The 19,421-nt window shown below is 55.8% G+C and carries 18 protein-coding genes; 5 read left to right on the top strand and 13 right to left on the bottom strand.

Features of this window, described 5'->3' with window-relative positions; translation table 11 throughout:
* Positions 1-32: 32 nt before the first annotated feature.
* From ACEN2J_RS01390 to ACEN2J_RS01370, 5 genes are all read left to right on the top strand, one after another.
* Positions 33-1,772: an ABC transporter permease gene (locus tag ACEN2J_RS01390; protein ID WP_442102646.1), complete on the top strand. Its 1,740-nt coding sequence runs from the start codon at positions 33-35 to the stop codon at positions 1,770-1,772.
* A 32-nt stretch (positions 1,773-1,804) separates the two neighbouring features.
* A complete protein-coding gene (locus tag ACEN2J_RS01385) occupies positions 1,805-2,857 on the top strand; it encodes an ABC transporter ATP-binding protein (protein ID WP_442102645.1) in 1,053 nt (350 codons plus the stop codon).
* A 24-nt stretch (positions 2,858-2,881) separates the two neighbouring features.
* Positions 2,882-3,913, top strand: a complete 1,032-nt coding sequence (locus tag ACEN2J_RS01380) for an ABC transporter substrate-binding protein (protein ID WP_442102643.1) — start codon at positions 2,882-2,884, stop codon at positions 3,911-3,913.
* Between the two features lie 77 nt (positions 3,914-3,990).
* A complete protein-coding gene (locus ACEN2J_RS01375; protein WP_442102642.1) occupies positions 3,991-4,827 on the top strand; it encodes a polysaccharide deacetylase family protein in 837 nt (278 codons plus the stop codon).
* A gap of 25 nt (positions 4,828-4,852) precedes the next feature.
* Positions 4,853-5,872, top strand: a complete 1,020-nt coding sequence (locus ACEN2J_RS01370) for a VOC family protein (RefSeq protein ID WP_442102641.1) — start codon at positions 4,853-4,855, stop codon at positions 5,870-5,872.
* 119 nt (positions 5,873-5,991) lie between these two features.
* On the opposite strand, the gene ACEN2J_RS01365 is transcribed toward ACEN2J_RS01370, so the two are convergent.
* From ACEN2J_RS01365 to ACEN2J_RS01305, 13 genes are all read right to left on the bottom strand, one after another.
* Positions 5,992-6,456, bottom strand: coding sequence for a GlcG/HbpS family heme-binding protein (locus ACEN2J_RS01365; RefSeq protein WP_442102640.1), 465 nt, complete (start codon positions 6,454-6,456; stop codon positions 5,992-5,994).
* On the bottom strand, positions 6,453-7,175 hold the full coding sequence (locus ACEN2J_RS01360) for a GntR family transcriptional regulator (protein WP_442102638.1): 723 nt from the start codon (positions 7,173-7,175) through the stop codon (positions 6,453-6,455). The genes ACEN2J_RS01365 and ACEN2J_RS01360 overlap by 4 nt, the downstream gene beginning before the upstream one ends.
* Positions 7,176-7,472: 297 nt before the next feature.
* Positions 7,473-8,495 carry an ABC transporter substrate-binding protein gene (locus ACEN2J_RS01355; protein ID WP_442102637.1) on the bottom strand — a complete coding sequence of 341 codons (1,023 nt, stop codon included), beginning with the start codon at positions 8,493-8,495 and terminating at the stop codon, positions 7,473-7,475.
* 42 nt (positions 8,496-8,537) lie between these two features.
* Positions 8,538-9,632, bottom strand: a complete 1,095-nt coding sequence (locus ACEN2J_RS01350; protein WP_442102635.1) for an ABC transporter ATP-binding protein — start codon at positions 9,630-9,632, stop codon at positions 8,538-8,540.
* Positions 9,629-11,287 (bottom strand): ABC transporter permease, encoded by a 1,659-nt coding sequence (locus ACEN2J_RS01345; RefSeq protein ID WP_442102633.1) that lies wholly within the window; start codon positions 11,285-11,287, stop codon positions 9,629-9,631. The genes ACEN2J_RS01350 and ACEN2J_RS01345 overlap by 4 nt, the downstream gene beginning before the upstream one ends.
* Positions 11,288-11,599: 312 nt before the next feature.
* Positions 11,600-12,463 (bottom strand): aspartate/glutamate racemase family protein, encoded by an 864-nt coding sequence (locus ACEN2J_RS01340; RefSeq protein ID WP_442102632.1) that lies wholly within the window; start codon positions 12,461-12,463, stop codon positions 11,600-11,602.
* A 63-nt stretch (positions 12,464-12,526) separates the two neighbouring features.
* Positions 12,527-13,561: a Gfo/Idh/MocA family protein gene (locus ACEN2J_RS01335; protein ID WP_442102631.1), complete on the bottom strand. Its 1,035-nt coding sequence runs from the start codon at positions 13,559-13,561 to the stop codon at positions 12,527-12,529.
* Between the two features lie 115 nt (positions 13,562-13,676).
* Positions 13,677-14,657, bottom strand: a complete 981-nt coding sequence (locus ACEN2J_RS01330) for a LysR family transcriptional regulator (protein WP_442102630.1) — start codon at positions 14,655-14,657, stop codon at positions 13,677-13,679.
* A gap of 174 nt (positions 14,658-14,831) precedes the next feature.
* Complete coding sequence (locus ACEN2J_RS01325) at positions 14,832-15,710, bottom strand: 3-keto-5-aminohexanoate cleavage protein (protein ID WP_442102629.1); 879 nt, start codon at positions 15,708-15,710, stop codon at positions 14,832-14,834.
* The gene (locus ACEN2J_RS01320) at positions 15,710-16,846 is read right to left on the bottom strand and encodes an LLM class flavin-dependent oxidoreductase (RefSeq protein ID WP_442102628.1); all 1,137 of its coding nucleotides are present in this window, start codon (positions 16,844-16,846) and stop codon (positions 15,710-15,712) included. The genes ACEN2J_RS01325 and ACEN2J_RS01320 overlap by 1 nt, the downstream gene beginning before the upstream one ends.
* Before the next feature lie 43 nt (positions 16,847-16,889).
* Positions 16,890-17,669, bottom strand: coding sequence for an alpha/beta fold hydrolase (locus ACEN2J_RS01315; protein WP_442102627.1), 780 nt, complete (start codon positions 17,667-17,669; stop codon positions 16,890-16,892).
* Between the two features lie 128 nt (positions 17,670-17,797).
* Positions 17,798-18,643 carry an IclR family transcriptional regulator gene (locus ACEN2J_RS01310; protein ID WP_442102626.1) on the bottom strand — a complete coding sequence of 282 codons (846 nt, stop codon included), beginning with the start codon at positions 18,641-18,643 and terminating at the stop codon, positions 17,798-17,800.
* Positions 18,644-18,759: 116 nt separating this feature from the next.
* Positions 18,760-19,266: a flavin reductase family protein gene (locus ACEN2J_RS01305; RefSeq protein ID WP_442102624.1), complete on the bottom strand. Its 507-nt coding sequence runs from the start codon at positions 19,264-19,266 to the stop codon at positions 18,760-18,762.
* Positions 19,267-19,421: the final 155 nt, after the last annotated feature.

The following is a 19,421-nucleotide window of genomic DNA, read 5'->3' as shown; positions in this document are numbered from 1 at the left end:
CAAAGCTATGATATCTTTGGGAGGGGATGGAATTGAACGAGCTTACGAACACCTTACACGATGAGCTGCCAGAGCATTGGCTCCGCAAGCTTTTCCCGCGCGATCCGTTTCTTGTCGCGGTGCAGGTGGTTGTCATCATCGCGTTGATGCTACTTGCTATCCCCGTCGTCACCTTGGTTTGGACCAGTTTGACGAACGGCGAGGGCGGAATGTTTGCGGATTTTGCCGCCGTGATGTCGCATCCGCAATTTTGGCCCGCGATGGGCAACACATTGATCGTGGGGGGCGGCACGGTTGTTGTGATGATCGTGTTCACGGTGCCTTTGGCGTGGATCTACACCCGCACCGACCTGCCGTGCAAAAGCGTGATGCTTGCGCTGATTACAATCAACGTTGCGATCCCCAGCTTTCTTGTCGCCCTTGGCTATATCTTTATCTTTAACCCGAGCAACGGGGTCGGGAACGAGATTTGGCGGATGATCGTCGGGCATCGCGAAACGCCGTTCAATGTGTATTCACTACAATGGGTTATCCTGTTGCAAGGGGTCGCGTTAAGCGCGCCTGCGTTCTTTATGATGGTGCCGACGTTCCAAGGGATCGATTCCTCGCTGGAAGAGGCGGCAGCCGCGAATGGGGTGAAACGCTGGACTGCCGCGCTTTATATCGTGTTGCCGTTGGCGGCGCCTGCGATCCTTGCTGTGGCCGCGTACTACTTCATCATCGCGATTGAGATGTTCGACTACGCAGGGATGTTGGCCACGCCAGCGCGGACCTATGTTGCCGCCACCTTGCTCTATGCCTTCATCCATGATGCGACAGGCTTGCCGCGTTATGGCGAGGGCGCGTCACTGGGCCTGATTATGGCGGGCATGGCGATGATTTTGGCGATTGCCTACCTGTATTGTGTGCGCAACGCCGATCGCTACGTCGTGTTGACGGGCAAGCGCAAAGCGCAAACGCCGATTGCCCTAACTGCGGGCGGGCGTCGGTGGTGCTGGGGCTTTGTGTCGGCCTATTTCCTTATCGGGACGGGGTTGCCGCTGTTGATGCTGGTCTGGGCGTCGGGGATGCCATTTTTGCAAATTCCGTCTTGGGAGGGGCTGCAACAGTGGAATTTCCAAGCCTATCGCAACGTGTTGGCGATGGTGCCGGGGTTGCTGAAAAACAACCTGATCTTGATGCTGGTTATGCCAACCTTGGGCGTGCTGATGGCCGCGTGCATGGCGTGGGTTGGCACAAGGTTCAAAAGCCGGATGCGCAAAGGGATCGATGTGGCGGTGATGATCGCCGTGGCGGTGCCGTCGATCGTGGGCGCTTTGGGGTTCATGTTCTTTGGCCTTGGCATCAACAGCCATATCGCGATTTACGGCACGATTTGGTTGATCGCTTTGGCGATGACGGCGCGCTACATCACGTGGGCGAACCGCACCATCTCGGGCGCGATGATGCAATTGCACCCCGAAATTGAGGAAGCCAGCGTTGTGTCTGGCGTGCGCCGTGGGCAGGGGTTTGTCTCGATCGTGCTGCCGAATGTTGCGCGCTCTTTGGTGATTTCATGGTTCTGGCTCGCGTTGCTGTCGCTGCGGGAACTGACGATCCCTGTCATGCTGTCACGCCGTGGCACAGATGTTTTTGCGACGGCTATTTGGGGGCTCAATACATCCGGTGTCACGGATGAGGCCGCCGCATTAAGCATGATACTCGCCGTGATGATTATGGTGCTTGTCACCCTTTTCCACATTGTTTCAACCAGATGGGAAATTCGCAAATGATCATCGGGACGTCACTTAAAAAGCAGTTTACGATGGATACGGGCCAAAAGGTTGACGCGCTGCGCGATGTATCTTTTGAGGTTAACCAGGGCGAGTTTTTCGTGCTGCTCGGGCCTTCGGGGTCGGGAAAAACCACGACGCTGCGGGCGGTTGCGGGGATAGAGACGGCGGATAGCGGTGTTATTCGTATCGGCGCTACTTCGGTTTTTGACTCTGCAAAAGGCATCAATATGCCCGCCGAAGAACGCCCCGTTGGGATGGTGTTTCAATCTTACGCACTTTGGCCGCATATGAATGTGCTGGAAAACATCACCTTTCCGTTGCGCAAAGGGGTGCGCCGCGTCGCTGCGCCGGAAATCAAACGCCGGGTTGATGCGGTGGCGGAAACCTTGCAATTGACGCCGTATCTAAGCCGCCCCATCGCCCAGCTTTCGGGCGGGCAGCAACAGCGCGTTGCCTTGGCGCGGGCGCTTGCGTTAGAGCCGCAGGTTTTGCTGATGGATGAACCTTTGTCCAACCTTGATGCGAAACTGCGCGCGCAATTGCGCGTCGAGATCAAGAACCTGACGCAGAGCCTTGGGATTACCACGCTTTATGTCACACATGATCAGGTCGAAGCGATGGTCATGGGCGATCAGATCGCGGTGATGAATAACGGCGCGATTGCGGAACAAGGCGTGCCCGATCAGCTGTACAAACGGCCTGCAAGCGAGTTTGTGGCCAAGTTTTTGGGCGAAATGAATTTCGTGCGCGGCAATTTACGCCGCAGCGGATCGCGGTTTGCCGTAGACACGCCGATGGGCACAATCGAGGTTGATACCCCACCTGCAACGATCACCGGCGACGCGGTGAAATTGGGCTTCCGGTTGGAAGATGTCCACCTCGGCCCGCAGCCGGGGGCGGTGGTTTTCCCCGCGACGGTCACCCACAGATACTACATCGGCGATGCGATCCTGTGCGATTTTGTCGTCTCTGGCGGTACTTTCAGCGCACGTCTGCCCAACACCGCGGCTGTTATCCCAGGAGAGACGGTCGATGTGAGCATACTGTCCAGCAGTTTTACACTTTTTCCCGACAACGCCTGAAACAGACTTAGAGGAGGACGAATAATGAAACGTTTTATCGGAATTTTGGGGGTCATCGCCTCGACGACCGCGATCGCCGCACCCGTTGCTGCGCAATCCACGCTGCAAGACGTGATTGCGAAAGCCGGCGCCGAAGGGGCCGTCGCAATTAACGTCAGCACCACGCGCTTTCCGTTGGAAGCCGGTCCGAATCTTAGCGCGGCGCTGTCTAAGGAATTCGGCGTCGATATCAAGGTCGAGCTCATCAACAACTCGCCGGTTCCGGTGATGGCGGGGCAGATCGTTGAAGAAACGCGCGCCGGTGTGACACCGAGCTTTGACCTTTTCCCGCTGCCTTTGGCGTTCACCAAGGCGATTGATGCGGGCGGCGCGATTGAGCGTATCGATTGGAAGGGCATCGGCGTTGATCCCGAATTCATTGACCCTGCGGGAAATGCGGTTTGGATCGATACGGTTCCGCGCGCGGTATTTTACAATACCAACCTGTTAAAGGGCGAGGACATCCCGACAAAGCTGGAAGATCTGCTTGACCCGAAATACAAAGGAAAAATCGCGGGCCCCGGTTTTGGTGATGCTTATGCGATGGTCAGCGTGCCTGTTCTGGGCGAAGAGAAAGCCGCAGAATGGATGAAATCGCTGTATAATGACCAAGGTTTGACAGTGATCCGCGCGATTTCGGATATCCCCAACCGCGTGGCGAATGGTGAGTTCGAAATCGGCATCGGGATTCCCGCAAACCGGACCGGATTGGTGGATAAAGGCGCGCCGATTGCGAATGCGCCGCTCGAAAGCGTTGGCGGGCAGCCGTATTACATCTTCGTCGTCAAGAACGCGCCACACCCGAATGCGGGCGCATTGTTGAGCTATTTCTTCTGCTGCACTGCGGCCGGTAAAAAAGCGCTGTTTGATGATATGGCTTGGGCAAAGTTCGACTATGAAGGATCAGAGCAAAACGCGGTTGGCGGCAATGGTCGCGGCAAAGTGCCAACGCCGGAATGGCAGTTGGCCGAACAAGATCGTGTTGGCGCCGCGTTTGATGCCATCATCGGGCGCTAAACGCCTCTGAGATCTTGGCCTGAGCGATGCTCCCCGCTCAGGCCCCCCATTTTTCACCGTAATGAAGTGGCACAAAGATGAAATATCCTAATCCAACGGGCTGGCCCGAAGGTAAAACCATGGCTGTCTGCGTCAACGTGATTTGCGAGCAGTGGGGCGATAATGCGGCCCCCGGCGCTGGCCCCTTCGCAAACCCGATCAAGCCCGGCTTCAATGATCTGGCAAGCAAATCTTGGGCGGAATATGCCAAGACGACGGGGCTGTTCCGGCTGCTCGATATTTGCGAAAAGCTGGATGTGACGGCGACGGTGGCGTTGTCCGGCATTCTGGGCGCGCGTAACCCCGAATTGTTTGAGCGGGCGGCACAGGGTGGGCACAGCTTTCTTGCCCATAGCTGGAGCCAAGATCGCTATCACGTTTATATGGAACGTGATGAGGAAGATGCAGAAATCAAGCGTTGCATTGCGGCGTTCGAACAGGCGGCTGGCCGTCGTCCGTTCGGCTATGGTTGCCCGCGCGGTGCCTTAAGCGCGGATACCGCCGAGTTGCTGGTTCAAAACGGCTTTACATGGATGCAGGATTTCCTCGACAGCGATGTGCCTTACGATGTTGATACGCCGTCTGGCCCGATCGTCAATATCCCGTATAATATGGCGGTGAACGATCTGCCGATCTATGTGCGCCACGGCAATCCGCCAAACACCCTTGTTGACAGCCTGAGGACGGTTTTGAACGGCTGGGACAATATTGGTGCGCCGCATTATATTCTTGATATCAGCGCCCATTCCCATGTTTTGGGCCGCCCGACTGCGGCGGTAGAGTTTTATGATGCGTTGGCCTTGGCGAAATCGCATGATGCGGTCTGGCTGACAACGCGGGACGAAATCGCAGCGCGCTGGCAAGCGGCACGTTGATAAAAGGGTGGTAAGGAGAATAGCCATGAGTGACACGGAATTTCAGCCGATCTCCTTACCGCCAACGGTGTTTTACCCGCCGTTCAATATCACGCGTGCCAGCCATTACATCCAAACGGTGCGCGATCTGGACGTCAGCAAGGCGTTCTATTGTGGGGTGCTGGGCCTGTTGGTCAGCGATGAAGATGCGCAAACCGTCTATCTCCGCGGCGCCGAAGAGGCGTGCCACCACAGCCTGATCTTGCGCCAAACGACGGGTGCGCCGGAATGCGAAGCCATCGGATTTCGGGTTCTGACCGAGGCGGAATTGGATCTCGCCTATGATTGGGCGGTGGGCCAAGGGCTTGATCCGCATTGGATTGAGGCACCTTATCAGGGGCGCACCTTGCGGCTACGCGATCCGGCGGGCACACCGGTCGAGCTTTGCGCCCATATGCCGGTTTTGGCGCGTCGTATGGATAATGGTGGCGGGCGCTTGCACCTCGCTAAACGGCTGGATCATTTTCAGGTTTTGAACCCGAAAATTGATGCCTGCACTGCGTTTTATGCGGCGATCGGATTTCGGATTTCCGATGTGATTGTTGTAGAGGGGGCATTGGAGGCATGTTTCTTGTGGCGCAAAGGCAGTGTCTCTGATCTGGTTTTGATGGAGGGCGACGGTCCGCGCCTGCATCATGCCGCGTTTTTTGTGCGCAATGTTGGCGATATTTTGCGCGTTTGCGATAATGTCGGCGAAAAGGGCTTTGCCCCGATGACGGTCGAGGAAGGCCCCGGACGGCACGGCATGGATGGCGCATATTACGTTTACTTGCGCGATCCTGACGGCCACCGCGTAGAGCTGTTCGATGGTCACTATCAAACCATTGATGCCGAGTTGCCACCGTTGCAATACCGGCCCGAACAGGCCGCTCCGCCTTGGGGCCGCCCGACATTATCAAGTTGGTTTGAGGAGGGCACAGCCTTTTCCGACACGCAGAAAATCACAGCACCCCGCCCACGCAACGCGCCGACGATGGAAGGCTATGTGCGCGGCAAGTCGCGTTAACGGATTAGCGCTTTTCCGTCAAACGCACGCATCAAAACCCGCATCGGTTTGGTCAATTTGGCCAACGTCCGATGCGGTTATCTACGCTTAGCGGTTTGGAATACGTGCCAAACGGGCGTTTAACCGCGCCAGTTTGGGTCCGGCTGGGGGGGATTGCTGTCAAAGCCTGCGCTTTGAATGGCGAGGGTCGCGCAATATTCGTCCTTTTCCGAGGTGTCGCCGCTGACGCCTACCGCCCCAATCGCCATGCCTTCCGCATCAACGATCAGCACGCCGCCCGGCACAGGTAAGAACCGGCCACCGGATGCCGCAGCCATGCCACTTGCAAAATTGGTACGGTCGGCCAAGCGGTCACGCAGATCGCGGCTCGACGTGCCCATGCCAAGCGCGGCATAGGCTTTGCCCAAGGCGACGTTGAACCGCAACAGCCCGCAACCGTCGTCGCTTTTCATGGCGACGGGGATGCCGCCGCCGTCCAACACCACGATGCACAGCGGGTCCATGCCCTCATCCTTTGAGAGCTCCAAAGCCTTGTCCACAATTGCGGCGGCAGTGGCGAGTGTTAGTGTGCGTTTGATTTTCATTTCCGAGGGGCCTTTTTGTTCTGGGTAATCAGCACTTTTTCGACCTGATCGAGTGTGTGCTGGAAATGTTCGTTCAGTAGGGTAACTGCAGTCGCGCTATCACGGGCAACGGCGGCATCGGCGATGGCTTTGTGCTCATCGCTGGCATTTAACCGCGTGGCCCCCGCATTCAAACCAATGCGGCGGTAGCGTTCGATCTCGTCGAAAAGCTGCTCGCAATACAAGACCAGCCGTTGCGAACGGCCGCCGTTAATCAAGCTGCTGTGAAACAGCCGATGCTGAAGGTTCCAATGCTCCATCGCTTCGATATCGGCGATATCGGTCGGGCGTTTGGTTTTCGAGAGCCGGAAATAGGCCAGCATTACGCCTTCTTCCCACGCACTATCCCCAAAGGCGATAGACTCGCGCAGACAGGCCTCGTTCAAAACACATCGCGCATGATGGAGGTTGCGCAGCTCTTCGACCGTTGCTGGCACCACCGAAAACCCGCGCCGGTCGCTTTGCACAACCCATCCTTCCGAGGATAAACGGCTAAGTGCCTCGCGGATCGGGCTTAGACCCACCTCAAACCGCTGGGCAAGGCTGCGCGTTTTCAGTTTTGTCTCGGCGGCGAGAACGCCTTGCATGATGTCGCGGCGGATTTGATCGTAAATCGCCGAGGTTTGCGTGCGTTCTGGCATGGGGGCCGTTCGGCTTTCCTCTTGGTTTTGATAGGTCATAGATCAACTTTGTACAAAATGCGGCGGGAAATCGCAGGCGGGCAAACGGTGGTTCGGGCGGTAAGGGTCTGTCTTAGAATATTCGTCGGATTATAATATGAGAACAAGGCGCTTTTACCGATTAAAGAATAAAATGTAATATTTTACCATTTATAGTGCGGGGGAGGTGTTGTTTGGCACGAGATAGCAGGTGGCCCCACAGTATCAGAGCAGCACTACAGCGTTGCAAACCAAGGTTTGGTTTCAATTGAATCCCCTGCCTGAATATGATCAGGCAGGGGTTTATTCAGTTGGCCGTTAGCGACCGATCAGCTTGTCCATAGCCTTGCCGACGCGCGCCTGCTCGTTCAGCTGCCAGTCTTCGCTTGGGGTCACACCGCGACCGTTGCTGCCCAATGCGTATTGCTCGGAGCCTTCGGTATCAAACATGGACCAGCCCATGTTATCCAGCAGGGCCTTTCTGCCTTCAGCCGTGCAGCACATGAAATAAGCCAAAAGGGCTGCGGCATTTGGATGAGGGGCCTTATGCACAACAAAGCTAAAGTAGGGTTGGCCGCTGATCTTTTCCAAAGGCGCATTGGCGATGGGTGCGCCTTTATCAACGAGGCCGGAATAGTTGGCGGACACGCCCATCCCGATCATGAACTCGCCATTCGCAACGCGATTGGGAACGTCGGTCATCGAACTGATAACGGCAAGACCCTGATCGTCATACAATGCCTTGAGCCATTCTGCGGCCTTCTCTTCGCCAAGAACGGGAACGGAAATCATGCCGTAAGCATCACCAAAGCCGGGACCGGCGATCTTGCCCTTCCATTTTGGGTCTAGCAAATCCGCCAGCTTGGTGGGGATATCATCCCCTTTCACCAAGTTTACGTTGTAAACGACCGCACGCGCGACTGTATTCACCCAGACAGAGTTGCCGGCCTTGGAAATCAAGCTTGGGTCAACGCCCAAACTGGCCCAATCAATATTCTCGATCGCGCCGTTTTCATTCAATGCCTTGGTAAAGGCGAGAGGCACAGACACCAGATCGACAGCCGGTGCAATGCCCGCCTTGGCCTCTTCGATGATTTGACCGGTCATTACCGGTGCGGGCGCGCTGTTGGTCAGCTCGACTTTGATATCAACACCGAATTTTTCGGACATCGCCTTTGACAGATTTGGCCCAGACTCGGCGGGAAAGCGCGTTGTCGCCGTATCGACAATGACGACGCCTTCCGATTTGGCGGCGGTGATAAGGTTATCCAGCGCGGTTTGCGCCACCGCTGGCAAGGCGAGGCTGGTCGTTAGGGTCGCGCATATGGCGACCGCGGTCATCGTCCTCATGGAATATAGCATAGGTTCTCCTCCTCTATTGGTTTAGTTTGTCGTGCCTGAAAACACCGAGAAATCGCTTGGATTTATGCTGAAGACTGTATCTTCGCCCTCGGTGATTTTTGATGTGTTGGGCAGTCTTGCCGCAATTTTTTGTCCGCCCACGGATAGATCGCAGGAGAATGCCTCACCCAAATAGTAGGAGTGCAAGATGCGCGCTGTGAAGTGAACAGAGTGGTCGATCTGCCCAAGATGAATGTCTTCGGGTCGAAACCCGATCCGCGCCGCTCCGCTGTTCGGCCGATCCGGTTGCGCGGTGACTGCGAACGTTCCCAATACCGTGTCGACGTTCGTCATCCCGTTAGGGGCCTGGGTAAGGACGCAAGGCAAAAAGTTCATATCGCCCAAGAAGTTTGCGACAAACTCGCTGCGCGGATGTTTGTACAGCTGGCTTGGGGTGCCTTCCTCGACGATGGCGCCACCGCTCATGACGGCGATACGATCCCCCATCACCATCGCTTCAACTTGGTCATGCGTGACGTAAAGTGTTGTAATGCCCAAGGACTTCGTCAAGTTTTTGATTTCAATCCGCAACTGGGCCCGCAGCTTGGCATCAAGGTTCGACAATGGCTCATCCATCAGCAGCACCGCTGGTTCCAACGCCATGGCGCGCCCAAGGGCGACACGTTGTTGTTGCCCGCCAGACAGTTGACTGATCGGGCGTTTAAGATAGGGCGTAAGCTCTAACGTCTTGGCCACCGATGCCACGCGCCGTGCTATTTCGGCGGCATCAACGCGGCGCACCCCGTGGCGCAGCGGGAACTCGATATTTTGCTGCACGTTCATATGCGGCCAAAGCGCATAGGATTGGAAAACCATAGAAACGGGGCGTTCCTCGGGCGCAATGTTCAGCGATTGATCCGATGCGTAAACCGTCTGATCGTCGATCTGCAGAAAGCCGGTATCCGGTGTCTCAAGGCCTGCAACTGCGCGCAAGGTTGTTGTTTTGCCAGAGCCGGACGGCCCGAGCAGCACATAGAATTCGCCTTCGGCCACCTCAAAAGAGACGTCATTAAGGGCATCAACGATCTGACCTTTGTCAGTGATGAACCGTTTTTTTAGTGATTTTGCAGTGATCATTTTTGAACGACCCATTTTGTTGAGATGAGGTGATAGCACCCGACAAAGATCAGGATGAGCACCGCCAGAATGACGCTAAGCGCCGCGGCCTCATCTGTAATGCCAGAGGAATTCAGTCCCCAAATCGCAGTTGAAAAAACATCCGTGCCGCGGCGCGACAACATGATCGGAATGGTCAGGTCACGCAGCGATAACAGCGCGAGCCAGAACCATGAGATGAGCAAAGAACGCGCAACATTCGGCAGGACAATCGACAGGAAGGTTCGGCCTTTGCGCACCCCCGAAACAAGGGCGGCTTCTTCGATCTCGGGGTGAATTTGCATCATTGAAGTGGCAATGGTGCGGTTGGCCCAAGTCAAATAACGCGCGGCCATAGTGATCGCGATCAGCCAGATCGTGCCGTAAATCGCGATATAGCTGTTGGCCATAAGGCCAAAGGCCAGAAACCCCAGTGCCCCCACAATAGACGGAACGGCCACAGCCAACATGACCGTGATATCGATGCCCTTGCGCAGCTTGCTCTTTAGCCGCGTTCCGGCCCATGCAAGGCAAGCGGCCAAAATGACGCCGATGGTGGGCACAACAAGGATAAGCAACAGGTTGTTTTTAAGCAGCAGCGGCACCATCGGCAGAACATTCGCATAGGCGTTCAGGTTCCACAGCTTCATCGCGGCAAAGGATGGTACTTGCAAAAATGGCAGGCCCGATGCCCACAGCAGCATCAGCAATGGCATGCCCGTACCTATCGTAAAGTAGAGTGCGACAAAGCCCCATGCCCAGCGTTTGCCCGACCGGCTCAATTGAATGGAGATCTGCTCTTTGCGCTTGCCTGTCAGAACGACAAAACGATCGGCATTCCGGACCGCCCAGAGATAGGCAAAGGCAAGAAACATAGCCATGACGGCCATAATCAAGCCCAGCGAGGCCGCCTCCGAATAACGCGGCAGGGCTTCATCATGGATGAACGCATACAGCAGGCTGGCGGCAACATAGGTGCGCGCTGGCGTGCCAAGCATCCCCGCATAGTCAAACATTTCGACCGCGATGATGAAGTAATAGGCGGCGACCGCAAAAATGGCCGGGGACGCCAGCGGCAGGACAATAAACAACGCGGCCTTCCAGCGCCGTACCCCATTCGCCGCTGCAGCTTCTTCCAGCGATGTATCAATGCCTTGCAGGGTGGGAACCGTCATAAAGAACGCGGGCGCACTAAGGGCGACACCTTGCAAAAAGACAATCCAGCCCAAGCTATAGACGTTTACGGGCGACGCACCGGCGTTGAAAAGCCCGCGCCAGATTTCGTTGAACACGCCATTGGACGGGTTGAAAACAAAGATATACCCCAATGCGACAAGAAAGCTTGGGATGGCCACATTGATCGTGATCAAGGCGATCATCAGGTTCTTTCGCGGTAGGTTGGTGCGGGTATAAATCCACGCAAGCGGAACCGTGATGAACGTCATGACGATAACAGTGCCGACCCCGGAAATGGCAGTATTGCGCATTGCAGGCCAAAACTGTGGGTGCTCCGTAACCGAGATAAAGTTCTGGATCGTTGGGCCGTCATCGCCTTTTAGGGCTGAAAATATCAGTGACAGTATGGGGATGGCTAACAAGGCCATTGCCACCGCGATGATCACGCTGACGATTGCCAACAGAGGATCACGCGGTAAAAACCTTCGCGCAGAGTTTGGTTGCAACACAGTTCGTTTCCTCCCGAATTGGTCATCATGCGACGCATTCCGCGCCGCGCTTTTGTGCTCATTTTCGGTTACATTCCTCTGCGCTTGCTGGCCTCACCCCCTCCCGAGCAAAGCCAACACGCACCATTTCCCCGCCTCAGGCTATTGGTGACACTGGAAAAGCACCAATAGCCCGCGTTCCGCATCGTGGAATTCGAGGGCAGCAAGCACGCATGCTTCAACCCTTAGGCGATCTTAGAAATGTTCCGTCGTGTTTTCGTGGCTTTAAAACACGATCTTGCGCGGGCGCTTTTGCGGGCGATCAGAGGGGAAGGCCAATCCGCTGGCGGTGACGCCGTAATTGACCTGCATCTTGGCAAGCTCTATTGCCGCGCCATAGCCTTCAATGACCGGCACGTCCCAGCCTTCTTCGTGCAGCCGTTTTTCCACAAACGGCTTCATCCAAAACCCACCCGAGCAGCCGAACATGATGACATCGGCACCGTCTTCTTCCATCGCACTGATCGATTCCGCGACCGCGCGTTCCACAGCCTCACAGCGTTCACCCGCCATTGCTTTGCGGCGCTCGGCGCTAAAGGATTCCACATCGTTGTAATAGGGCTTGGAATGGTAATAGCCGATATTGCGGATCGAGGCGCAGCGGTCTGTCATCCGGTGTTGCACAACGAGGTTGTGATAAAACATCGTGTGAACTTCGGAAAAGTCGATGATCGCGAACTTATTGCCCAACATCGAGGCCATGTGCATTTGCGAATGGCCGCAAGAGGTTACCGGAATGCCATAGCGCCGCGTCAATTCGCGTGCCTCAAGGAATCCGGGTTCACCGCCGCCCTCAAGGATGATTGCGTTGTATTTCCCACTTTCGCAGGCCTCTTTCACAATAGGCAGCCGTCCGGCCGCCACTTGCAGAAACTCTTGCCGGTTTTCGACCGTCCAGTTGCCGTAATTCGTCAGCGGGCCGGGGTGCATCTCCCAGTCTACATCGTCCAGCAAATGTTTCAGATTGCCGTAATTCTGCAAACGCTCTTCCTTGGGGATGCCGTCACCGCGCTTTGGCCCTGAGAACGGGCTATCCTCTGGCAGGCAAAAGGCCGAAATGAACAAGAACCGATATTTTTTCTCTGACATGCGTCTCTCTCGATTATATGAAAGGGTTGATTTTTTATGGTGTTGGTCGTGGCGCATCACGCGCTAGGACTGCACGCGCTCGATCGTGCCAGAGCGCGATGATTGTACAATCGCCTCCAGCACCGCTGCATTGTGGATCATATCTGCGGCGGGCACCGGATAGGGCGCTACCCCCTCAATCGCATCTGCAAAGGCGACAAAATTTGCGGCAACAGAGTCGATAAGCGGGAAGTGTTCGGTCTCGGGATCGGTACCGTTCAACCGACGTTTGACCATGGACAGGCTTGATTTCGTGTAGGACCCAATGTCGTCTGGGCCAACCGCCTCGGCCCAACCTTCGGACCCTGAAATCAGCAGTCGAGAGTTCAAAGGCGAGGCGAGCGAGCTGTTGATCGTGCCGATCTTGCCGCTGGTGAACCCCAAGGTGACAAGCATCGTGTCGGGGAAAGGAGTTTCAATCGTGCGGGCAGGGGTGCTTGCCAAAACCCACTCGATTTCGCCGAAAAGATGGATGAACAGATCAAGGTGATGGATGCCAAGATGCACCATCGGTCCCACTGGGGCCTCGGCAAGGTTCAGGCGCCACCAAGATCCTGTATCACCATTCTCGCCGCGCTCGGCGGCTTCGCGGTTCAACTTCTCTAGTGCTTTCTTGGTGAAATCATGCGACAGCACCGATTGCACGGTTGTAACCTGACCAAAGGCGTCCTTTGCGATCAACGCTCGAAGGGCCGCAACCGCCGGATAAAAACGGTGATCGTGCCCAAGTGCGAGAACGACGTTTTGCGCACGTGTGATCGCCACATTCGCCAGCGCCTCGGCATGCGACATCGCAAAGGGTTTTTCGGTCAGAATGTGTTTGCCAGCCAAAGCGGCTTGCCTGATTTGATCGGCATGAAGTGTGTGCGGCGTTGCGATCGAAACCGCGTGAATGTCCGGATCGTCGAGGACCTCTTGCAAAGAGTCCGTGACAGGAAAGTCGACCTTCACCTGCGCCTTATCAACGCCCTTGACCACTTTAAAACGTCCGCTGGCCGATGCCGATTGGACATGACGTAGCCCCCAGGCGCCAAGCCCGACGACAGCAATATTAAGCATTGCCGCTCCTCCCATTTTCTTCGAAATTATTGGTGATTACACAACACTTGTCGCTGCTTCACCGCTCCTCTGACATGAGGGTCGCATAGGGGCTTAAGCTTAGTCCAATGCCATTTTACACAGTATCCATATCGTTTTTGTTATGGCATTGATTGTCAAAACTGTTATCCCCACATTGATAATACTTTGACATGGACTTGATGAGATTGATCGTCTCGCTCACCGCTGCCGAAGGGTGGTGACGGTTCACGGTTGTCAGCTGAACGGGCCAGCTGAACGGATTCGATGCCAGTTTCAGTTCGGTCAATCCCGCCGATTCTGAGGTCAGCGCGCAGAGTTGCGGATGCACAAGGCCAACCAGATTACGTTGACGCAACATCGCGATCATCAACACCGAAGGTGAGATTTCCATCGGGCCCGACGGTGGGGTTAGCCCTTCTTTTATGAACACCTCATCAAAGGTGCGGCGTGGCAAGGTATTCGCGACCGGCACCATCCACGCCTGTTGCGATAGCATCTTCAACGTCACCGTCGGCTCTTTGGCCAGTGGATGATCGGACCGTACAAGGATGGATGGTTTGGATTGCGCAACGATGAAAGTCTTAACCCCCTGCGGCAGCGGACCAGAGTGAACCGGACCGAAAATCAAGTCGAGTTTGCCTTGCAGCAAAGGGTTTATCAGGTCTTGGAACCGGCCGCTCATACAGTTGAACTGAACGTCTGGCCGACGGTTCAGCACGCGCTCCATGATATTGGGCAAAAACGTATAGCCCTCATAGGCCCCCATCCCGACGCGAACCGTGCCGCCTGTCGCCCCTTCGTCCTGTACCAAATCGGCGCTGAACGTCTCAAAGTTAGACAGGACAAGCTGTGCGAATGCCATGAATTTTTTGCCGTTGCGGGTTAGCGTAACCCCCGTACGTGCCCGATCAAACAAGCGGATGTCGCCAAGCGCTTCCTCCATTTCGGTAATGCTGCGTGACAGCGCGGGCTGTGAGGTGAATAGCGCCTCCGCCCCCTCGCTGATGCTGCCCGCTTTGGCGACGGCCACGAACTGTCTTAGGTGTTTTAGCTTGAAACGATCAAATTGAATCATCCGGCCGGCCTCCTCTGCCCACGCGCCGCAGTGCCCTATCGCTGACCAGTATGTCCGAGATGCCGAAGATCTGGCTATGTAATATTTGACATAGCGAAGGGCTACTTGCTGGCCCCCAGATGGCTGTCAGATTACCTGGTTCTGCTTTGGCCAGAACCCGGTTTTTGGGGCTGATCAGCGCAGCCCCAAAATTTCCCTTGCCTCATCGGGGGTTGCAACGCGGTCCCCTATGCTTTCGATGATATCCACCGCGCGGGCCACCAATGGCGCATTTCCTTCGGCGAGTTTGCCGCGTTCCAGAAAGATATTGTCCTCCAGCCCGACCCGAACGTGCCCGCCCAGCAAGACCGCCGCCGCCGCCATCGGAAACTCCATCGCGGCCACGCCAAAACCGGCCCAAACCGCATCATCTGGTAGGTGCGACCGCAGGTAGCTCATCGATTCAACGGTTGCCGGTGCGCCCCACGGAATACCAAGGCAGAATTGGAACAGCCCCGGCCCGTTAATCACCCCGCGTTTGATTAGGTCTTTTGCGTGCAAGACATTGCCCAGATCGAAAGCCTCAAGCTCGGGTTTGGTGCCCACCGATTTAATCAACTCGGCCATCTGTTCCAGATGCGCTGCGGTGTTCATAAACACGCGCCCGCCGTGGTTGAAGGTGACCACGTCTACGCTGCAAATTTCCGGCTTTAACTCAAGGATATGCGCCACGCGCGCCTCGGGCGAGGCAAGGTCGCTGCCGGGCCCTGCGACTTGCGGGTTATCATCCGAGGGGATGTAGAAAGCCCCCGGACCGCAGGTCAGGTTGATGATAATATCGGTGTTGCTGGCGCGCAGGCGGGTCACGACCTCGCGGTACAGCGCCAGATCCATCGTTGCCGCCTTGGTTTCAATATCGCGCACATGGATATGCGCCACTGCGGCGCCGGCCTTGGCGGCCGCAATACATTCGTTTGCAATCTCTTCGGGGGTCACGGGAACATGCGGGTTTCGCAGTGCGATACTGTGCTCGCCGCCCGTGACCGCACAGGTGATAATAACCGGTCTGGTCATCACGCAGCTCCTTTTGACGGGGCAGCGCCCATTCCATCAGATGTGCCGGTCGAGGCGCGAACTTTTGGCATAACCTCGGTCGCCAGCAGCTCCATCGAGCGTTTGGCTAGGCCTTCGTCAACCCAGTCCATCCCAGCATAAACCAATTCGCCAAACCCGCCGACCATCTCGTTCAGTTCCAGAATCTGCTCGGTCACTTGGTCGGGGGTGCCGTGGATGACCAAGTTTTTCATCACATACTCCAGCGTGATTTCGTCATCCGATTGCTCGCGGCTTTCCTTAAAACCGCCGTGGATGCCCGCGCGTTTGAATTTGGTCAAAATTTGCCGGTAATAAAAGGAATAGGGACCATTCGGGTCTTCCATCGCGTAGCGCCGCGCCGTGGCTTCATCGTCAGCAACAAAGATCGTCCGCGCAATGCGCCAATCAGAACGGTCGGCTTGCACGCCAACCTCGGCCTTGCCGATGGCGTAATTATCCCAATGGCTTTTCAGCCACTTCGACAACAGGAAGTTTGCAGACATCGGGTGGAAATCGCGTTTGCCCATCTGAATGACGCCCTTAGAGAAGGGGGCAACCACGGTTCCCACAATCTCCGGCCGCGGCTGTTGATATGGCTTTGCAAGATATCCAAGGCCAAGTGACAATTCACCCGTCTTCATCGTCGAGACTTTGTAGCGGTTATCCGGCAGGTCAATGTCATAGGGGGGATCGCGTTTCCAGATTTCCAGAATGACGTCGATGGATTCCTCAAACATCTTTTGGCGGTTTTCGTCCAGCGTTCCCAATACTTCCGCATCGGTCGGAAGCGAGCCGGGGCTGATGCCCAGAATGAACCGACCCTTTGACAAATGGTCCATCATTGCCGCATGTGACGCGACTAATACGGGGTGTGTCTGTGACAGGTTGGTGGTGCCAGTGGCCAGCTTTATTGTCTTGGTGTCCGATATCAATGACGACAAAAAGAGCATGCTGTTCGTAATCGTTTCCACTTTATCGGCCAGATGCTCGCCGACAAAGCAATCATAAAACCCCAGTTTATCGGCGAGGATGATCCCTTCACGGTCTTCTTGCAGCGTTTCTGTCCAGTTGCGGTGCATCGGGTGCATCGGCATGGTAAAATAGCCCAGTCGCATGGCTTACTCCTATTCGAGCGTTTTAAGGGGGGGCGCGAGGCCGTTATGTAAGAATGCTGTTCAGCGCAGTGGCGAAAGCTTCTGGATCATCCGCCATCGGGAAATGCCCGCAATCGGCAAGTGTGATCGAGGGCGCATCCGGCAGCAGCCGTTCAAAATGCGCGGCACCTGCAATCGTCGGCCCAACATCGCCGTAGATGACAGCCGGTTTGCCCTTGATCGCTGCCAGATTTGCCAAGACATCATAGTCGCGCAGCGCCCACATCACGCCGACCATCGTTTTGGAACCGGCTTTGTTGCGATCACAATTCCAACGGGTCAGTTTCGCGGGGGTAAGTTTACGGAAACGCTGCGCAATCTGCTCGAACGTTTGGCTTGGTACGCCAAAGTTGATGTCAATGCCCGGCCAGCCATCCAGCCAGTCTTGCAAAGACCGGATCGGCGTTTCAACAAGGAAAAGCCAGTCGAAACGCGCGGCATAGCGCACGCCCAGATCTACACAAATCGTGCCGCCGACCGAAGAGCCGGCAACACTGGCGCGATCGATACCCAGCGCATCCATCAGGTCAACCACAGCATCCGCATAGTCCGGAATGCTCCAATGTTTCATCAGCGGCTCGGAATCGCCGTGTCCGGGCATATCCCAAGCAATCACGCGACGGGTTTTTGCCAAATGTGCGATGACGTCTTCATATTCATGGGCCGAACAGCCGTTGCTATGCAACAATATCAGTGGCGCGCCTGTCCCCGCTTCGCGGTAGTGAATTCGCCCCGATTTCGTTGCCGCGAAACCATCTGTAATTACGCAATTTTCCAGCGCCAAGTGCTGTCCTCCCTTGATTTAACAATCCGCAGCAAAGCACTTGCCGTGCTTGCTTTTGAATTGAGTTTAGGGGCGGAGGCACATCGAACAAGTTCGCGCGTTCCACTCTGCGGAATTTGCCAGATGATTTAGCAATCGGGGTTCAGGCGGGGTGTTTTCTCGTCTACCGCCTGACGCCAGCTTTCTGCGGTTTCCTCTTTATCCTTGTCGCGCCCAACTTTGCGCGCAATCGTTTCGGCTTCGCGCGTCAGAACCGCAAGGCACCGATGACGCGCTTCACCGCGCATTCGGCGCTCGGCGGCGATGATGCAAAGTGAGGCAATCGGATTTCGTTTTGAATCAAAGATCGGCACCGCAATCCCCGCCTTCGGCTCGGAATGCAGCAGAGCGGGGAATGTCAGAAAGACATAACCTTCGGCCCTGATCTTGCCGAGTGTCTGCGACAGATGTTCAGCCGAGAAATGCGCATAGGGTTGCAGGCGCCGTTCATTATAGGTCAGGATTTCCTGAATCTCATCATTCGGCAGGTATGCCAGCAGGGCGAGGCTGAAGACGCCAATCCCAAGCGGCCAGCGGTCCATCAGCTTGATCAGCACGTCTTTGGGCGTGTTGGCCCCTTCGTGCCGGTCCAAGCATAGCGCGTCATAGCCGCTTCGGATGCCAAGCAGTGCAATCTCACCGGTCTCGTTTGAAATGCGGGTAAGTGAGCTGGACGCCAATTCCCGAAAATCGAACAGTGATGAGACGCTGGTGCCAAAGGCAAACATCTCGGGTCCAAGCCGGTAAAGCCTTGTTCCGGAAGGGCGATCTACCAAACGTTCCGCAACAAGTGCGGCCAATATCCGGTGGGCCGTTGCTTTCGGAATACCGGTCGCATCGCAGGCCTCTGCTAAGGATATTCCGCGCGGGCTGAATGTTGCCAAAGTCCGCAGCATAAGCGCGGCTTTTCTAACGCTGTGTAAACCGGCGCTCATATTGGTTTTGCAAACATGTCTGGTCCTCCGCCCTGAACCCAAACACAAAAAGTACATTCAAGATAGGGAAGAAAACCCTCGCCATGGGTTTTGCGGTTGCGCCGCAAAAGCAGGTGTCAGAGAGGGTGCGACTGGCAATAGCCGGCTTCGGCGTACAGCAGCGGGGTTGTCGTATCATTCACGGCTGCGCTGACCACCTCGCCGATAAACATGGTGTGTGTGCCAAATGGAATGGCGGCCTTGCGGCGACAAACGACGTTGGTATGCGCCGATTTCAACACAAGCATCCCTTTCTCATCCCGCGCCCATGTGTCCCTTGCGAACCGCTCTTCGGCCAGAACGGCACCGCTGAAGGCATCCGATAAAGAGGATTGCGTGATATCCAGAACATTCACCGCGAAATGGGATTGTTCCAGCAGCATCTCATGCAAAAGCGTGCGGTTGTTCAGGCACACCATCAAGGACGGAGGCGCCATGGAAACCGAGGACAGTGCGGTCACTGTCATGCCATGATCGCGCGTGCCATCATTGGCGGTTATGATGCTTACCGTTGCCGGAAAACGACGCATTGCACCGCGGAAATTCTCCGAGGCTTGTTGTTCAATCTGTCCCAGTTGAGTCATTTAAATCTCTCCAAAAATGCGGGCCAAAATGCGGGTTAGCAACTCACAAAGACCGAGTCATTTGCATTCATAATGACTAGCTTGGCCGCTGCGCGTGGAACAAGGCTGCGCGTTCCGCATCATGGAATTGGCGTCTTTCGTCTTGTCACGCTGTC

This window comes from Pseudorhodobacter sp. W20_MBD10_FR17 (assembly GCF_052119765.1).
Classification (GTDB): domain Bacteria; phylum Pseudomonadota; class Alphaproteobacteria; order Rhodobacterales; family Rhodobacteraceae; genus Pseudorhodobacter.
This window is presented reverse-complemented; position numbering and strand designations above follow the sequence as displayed.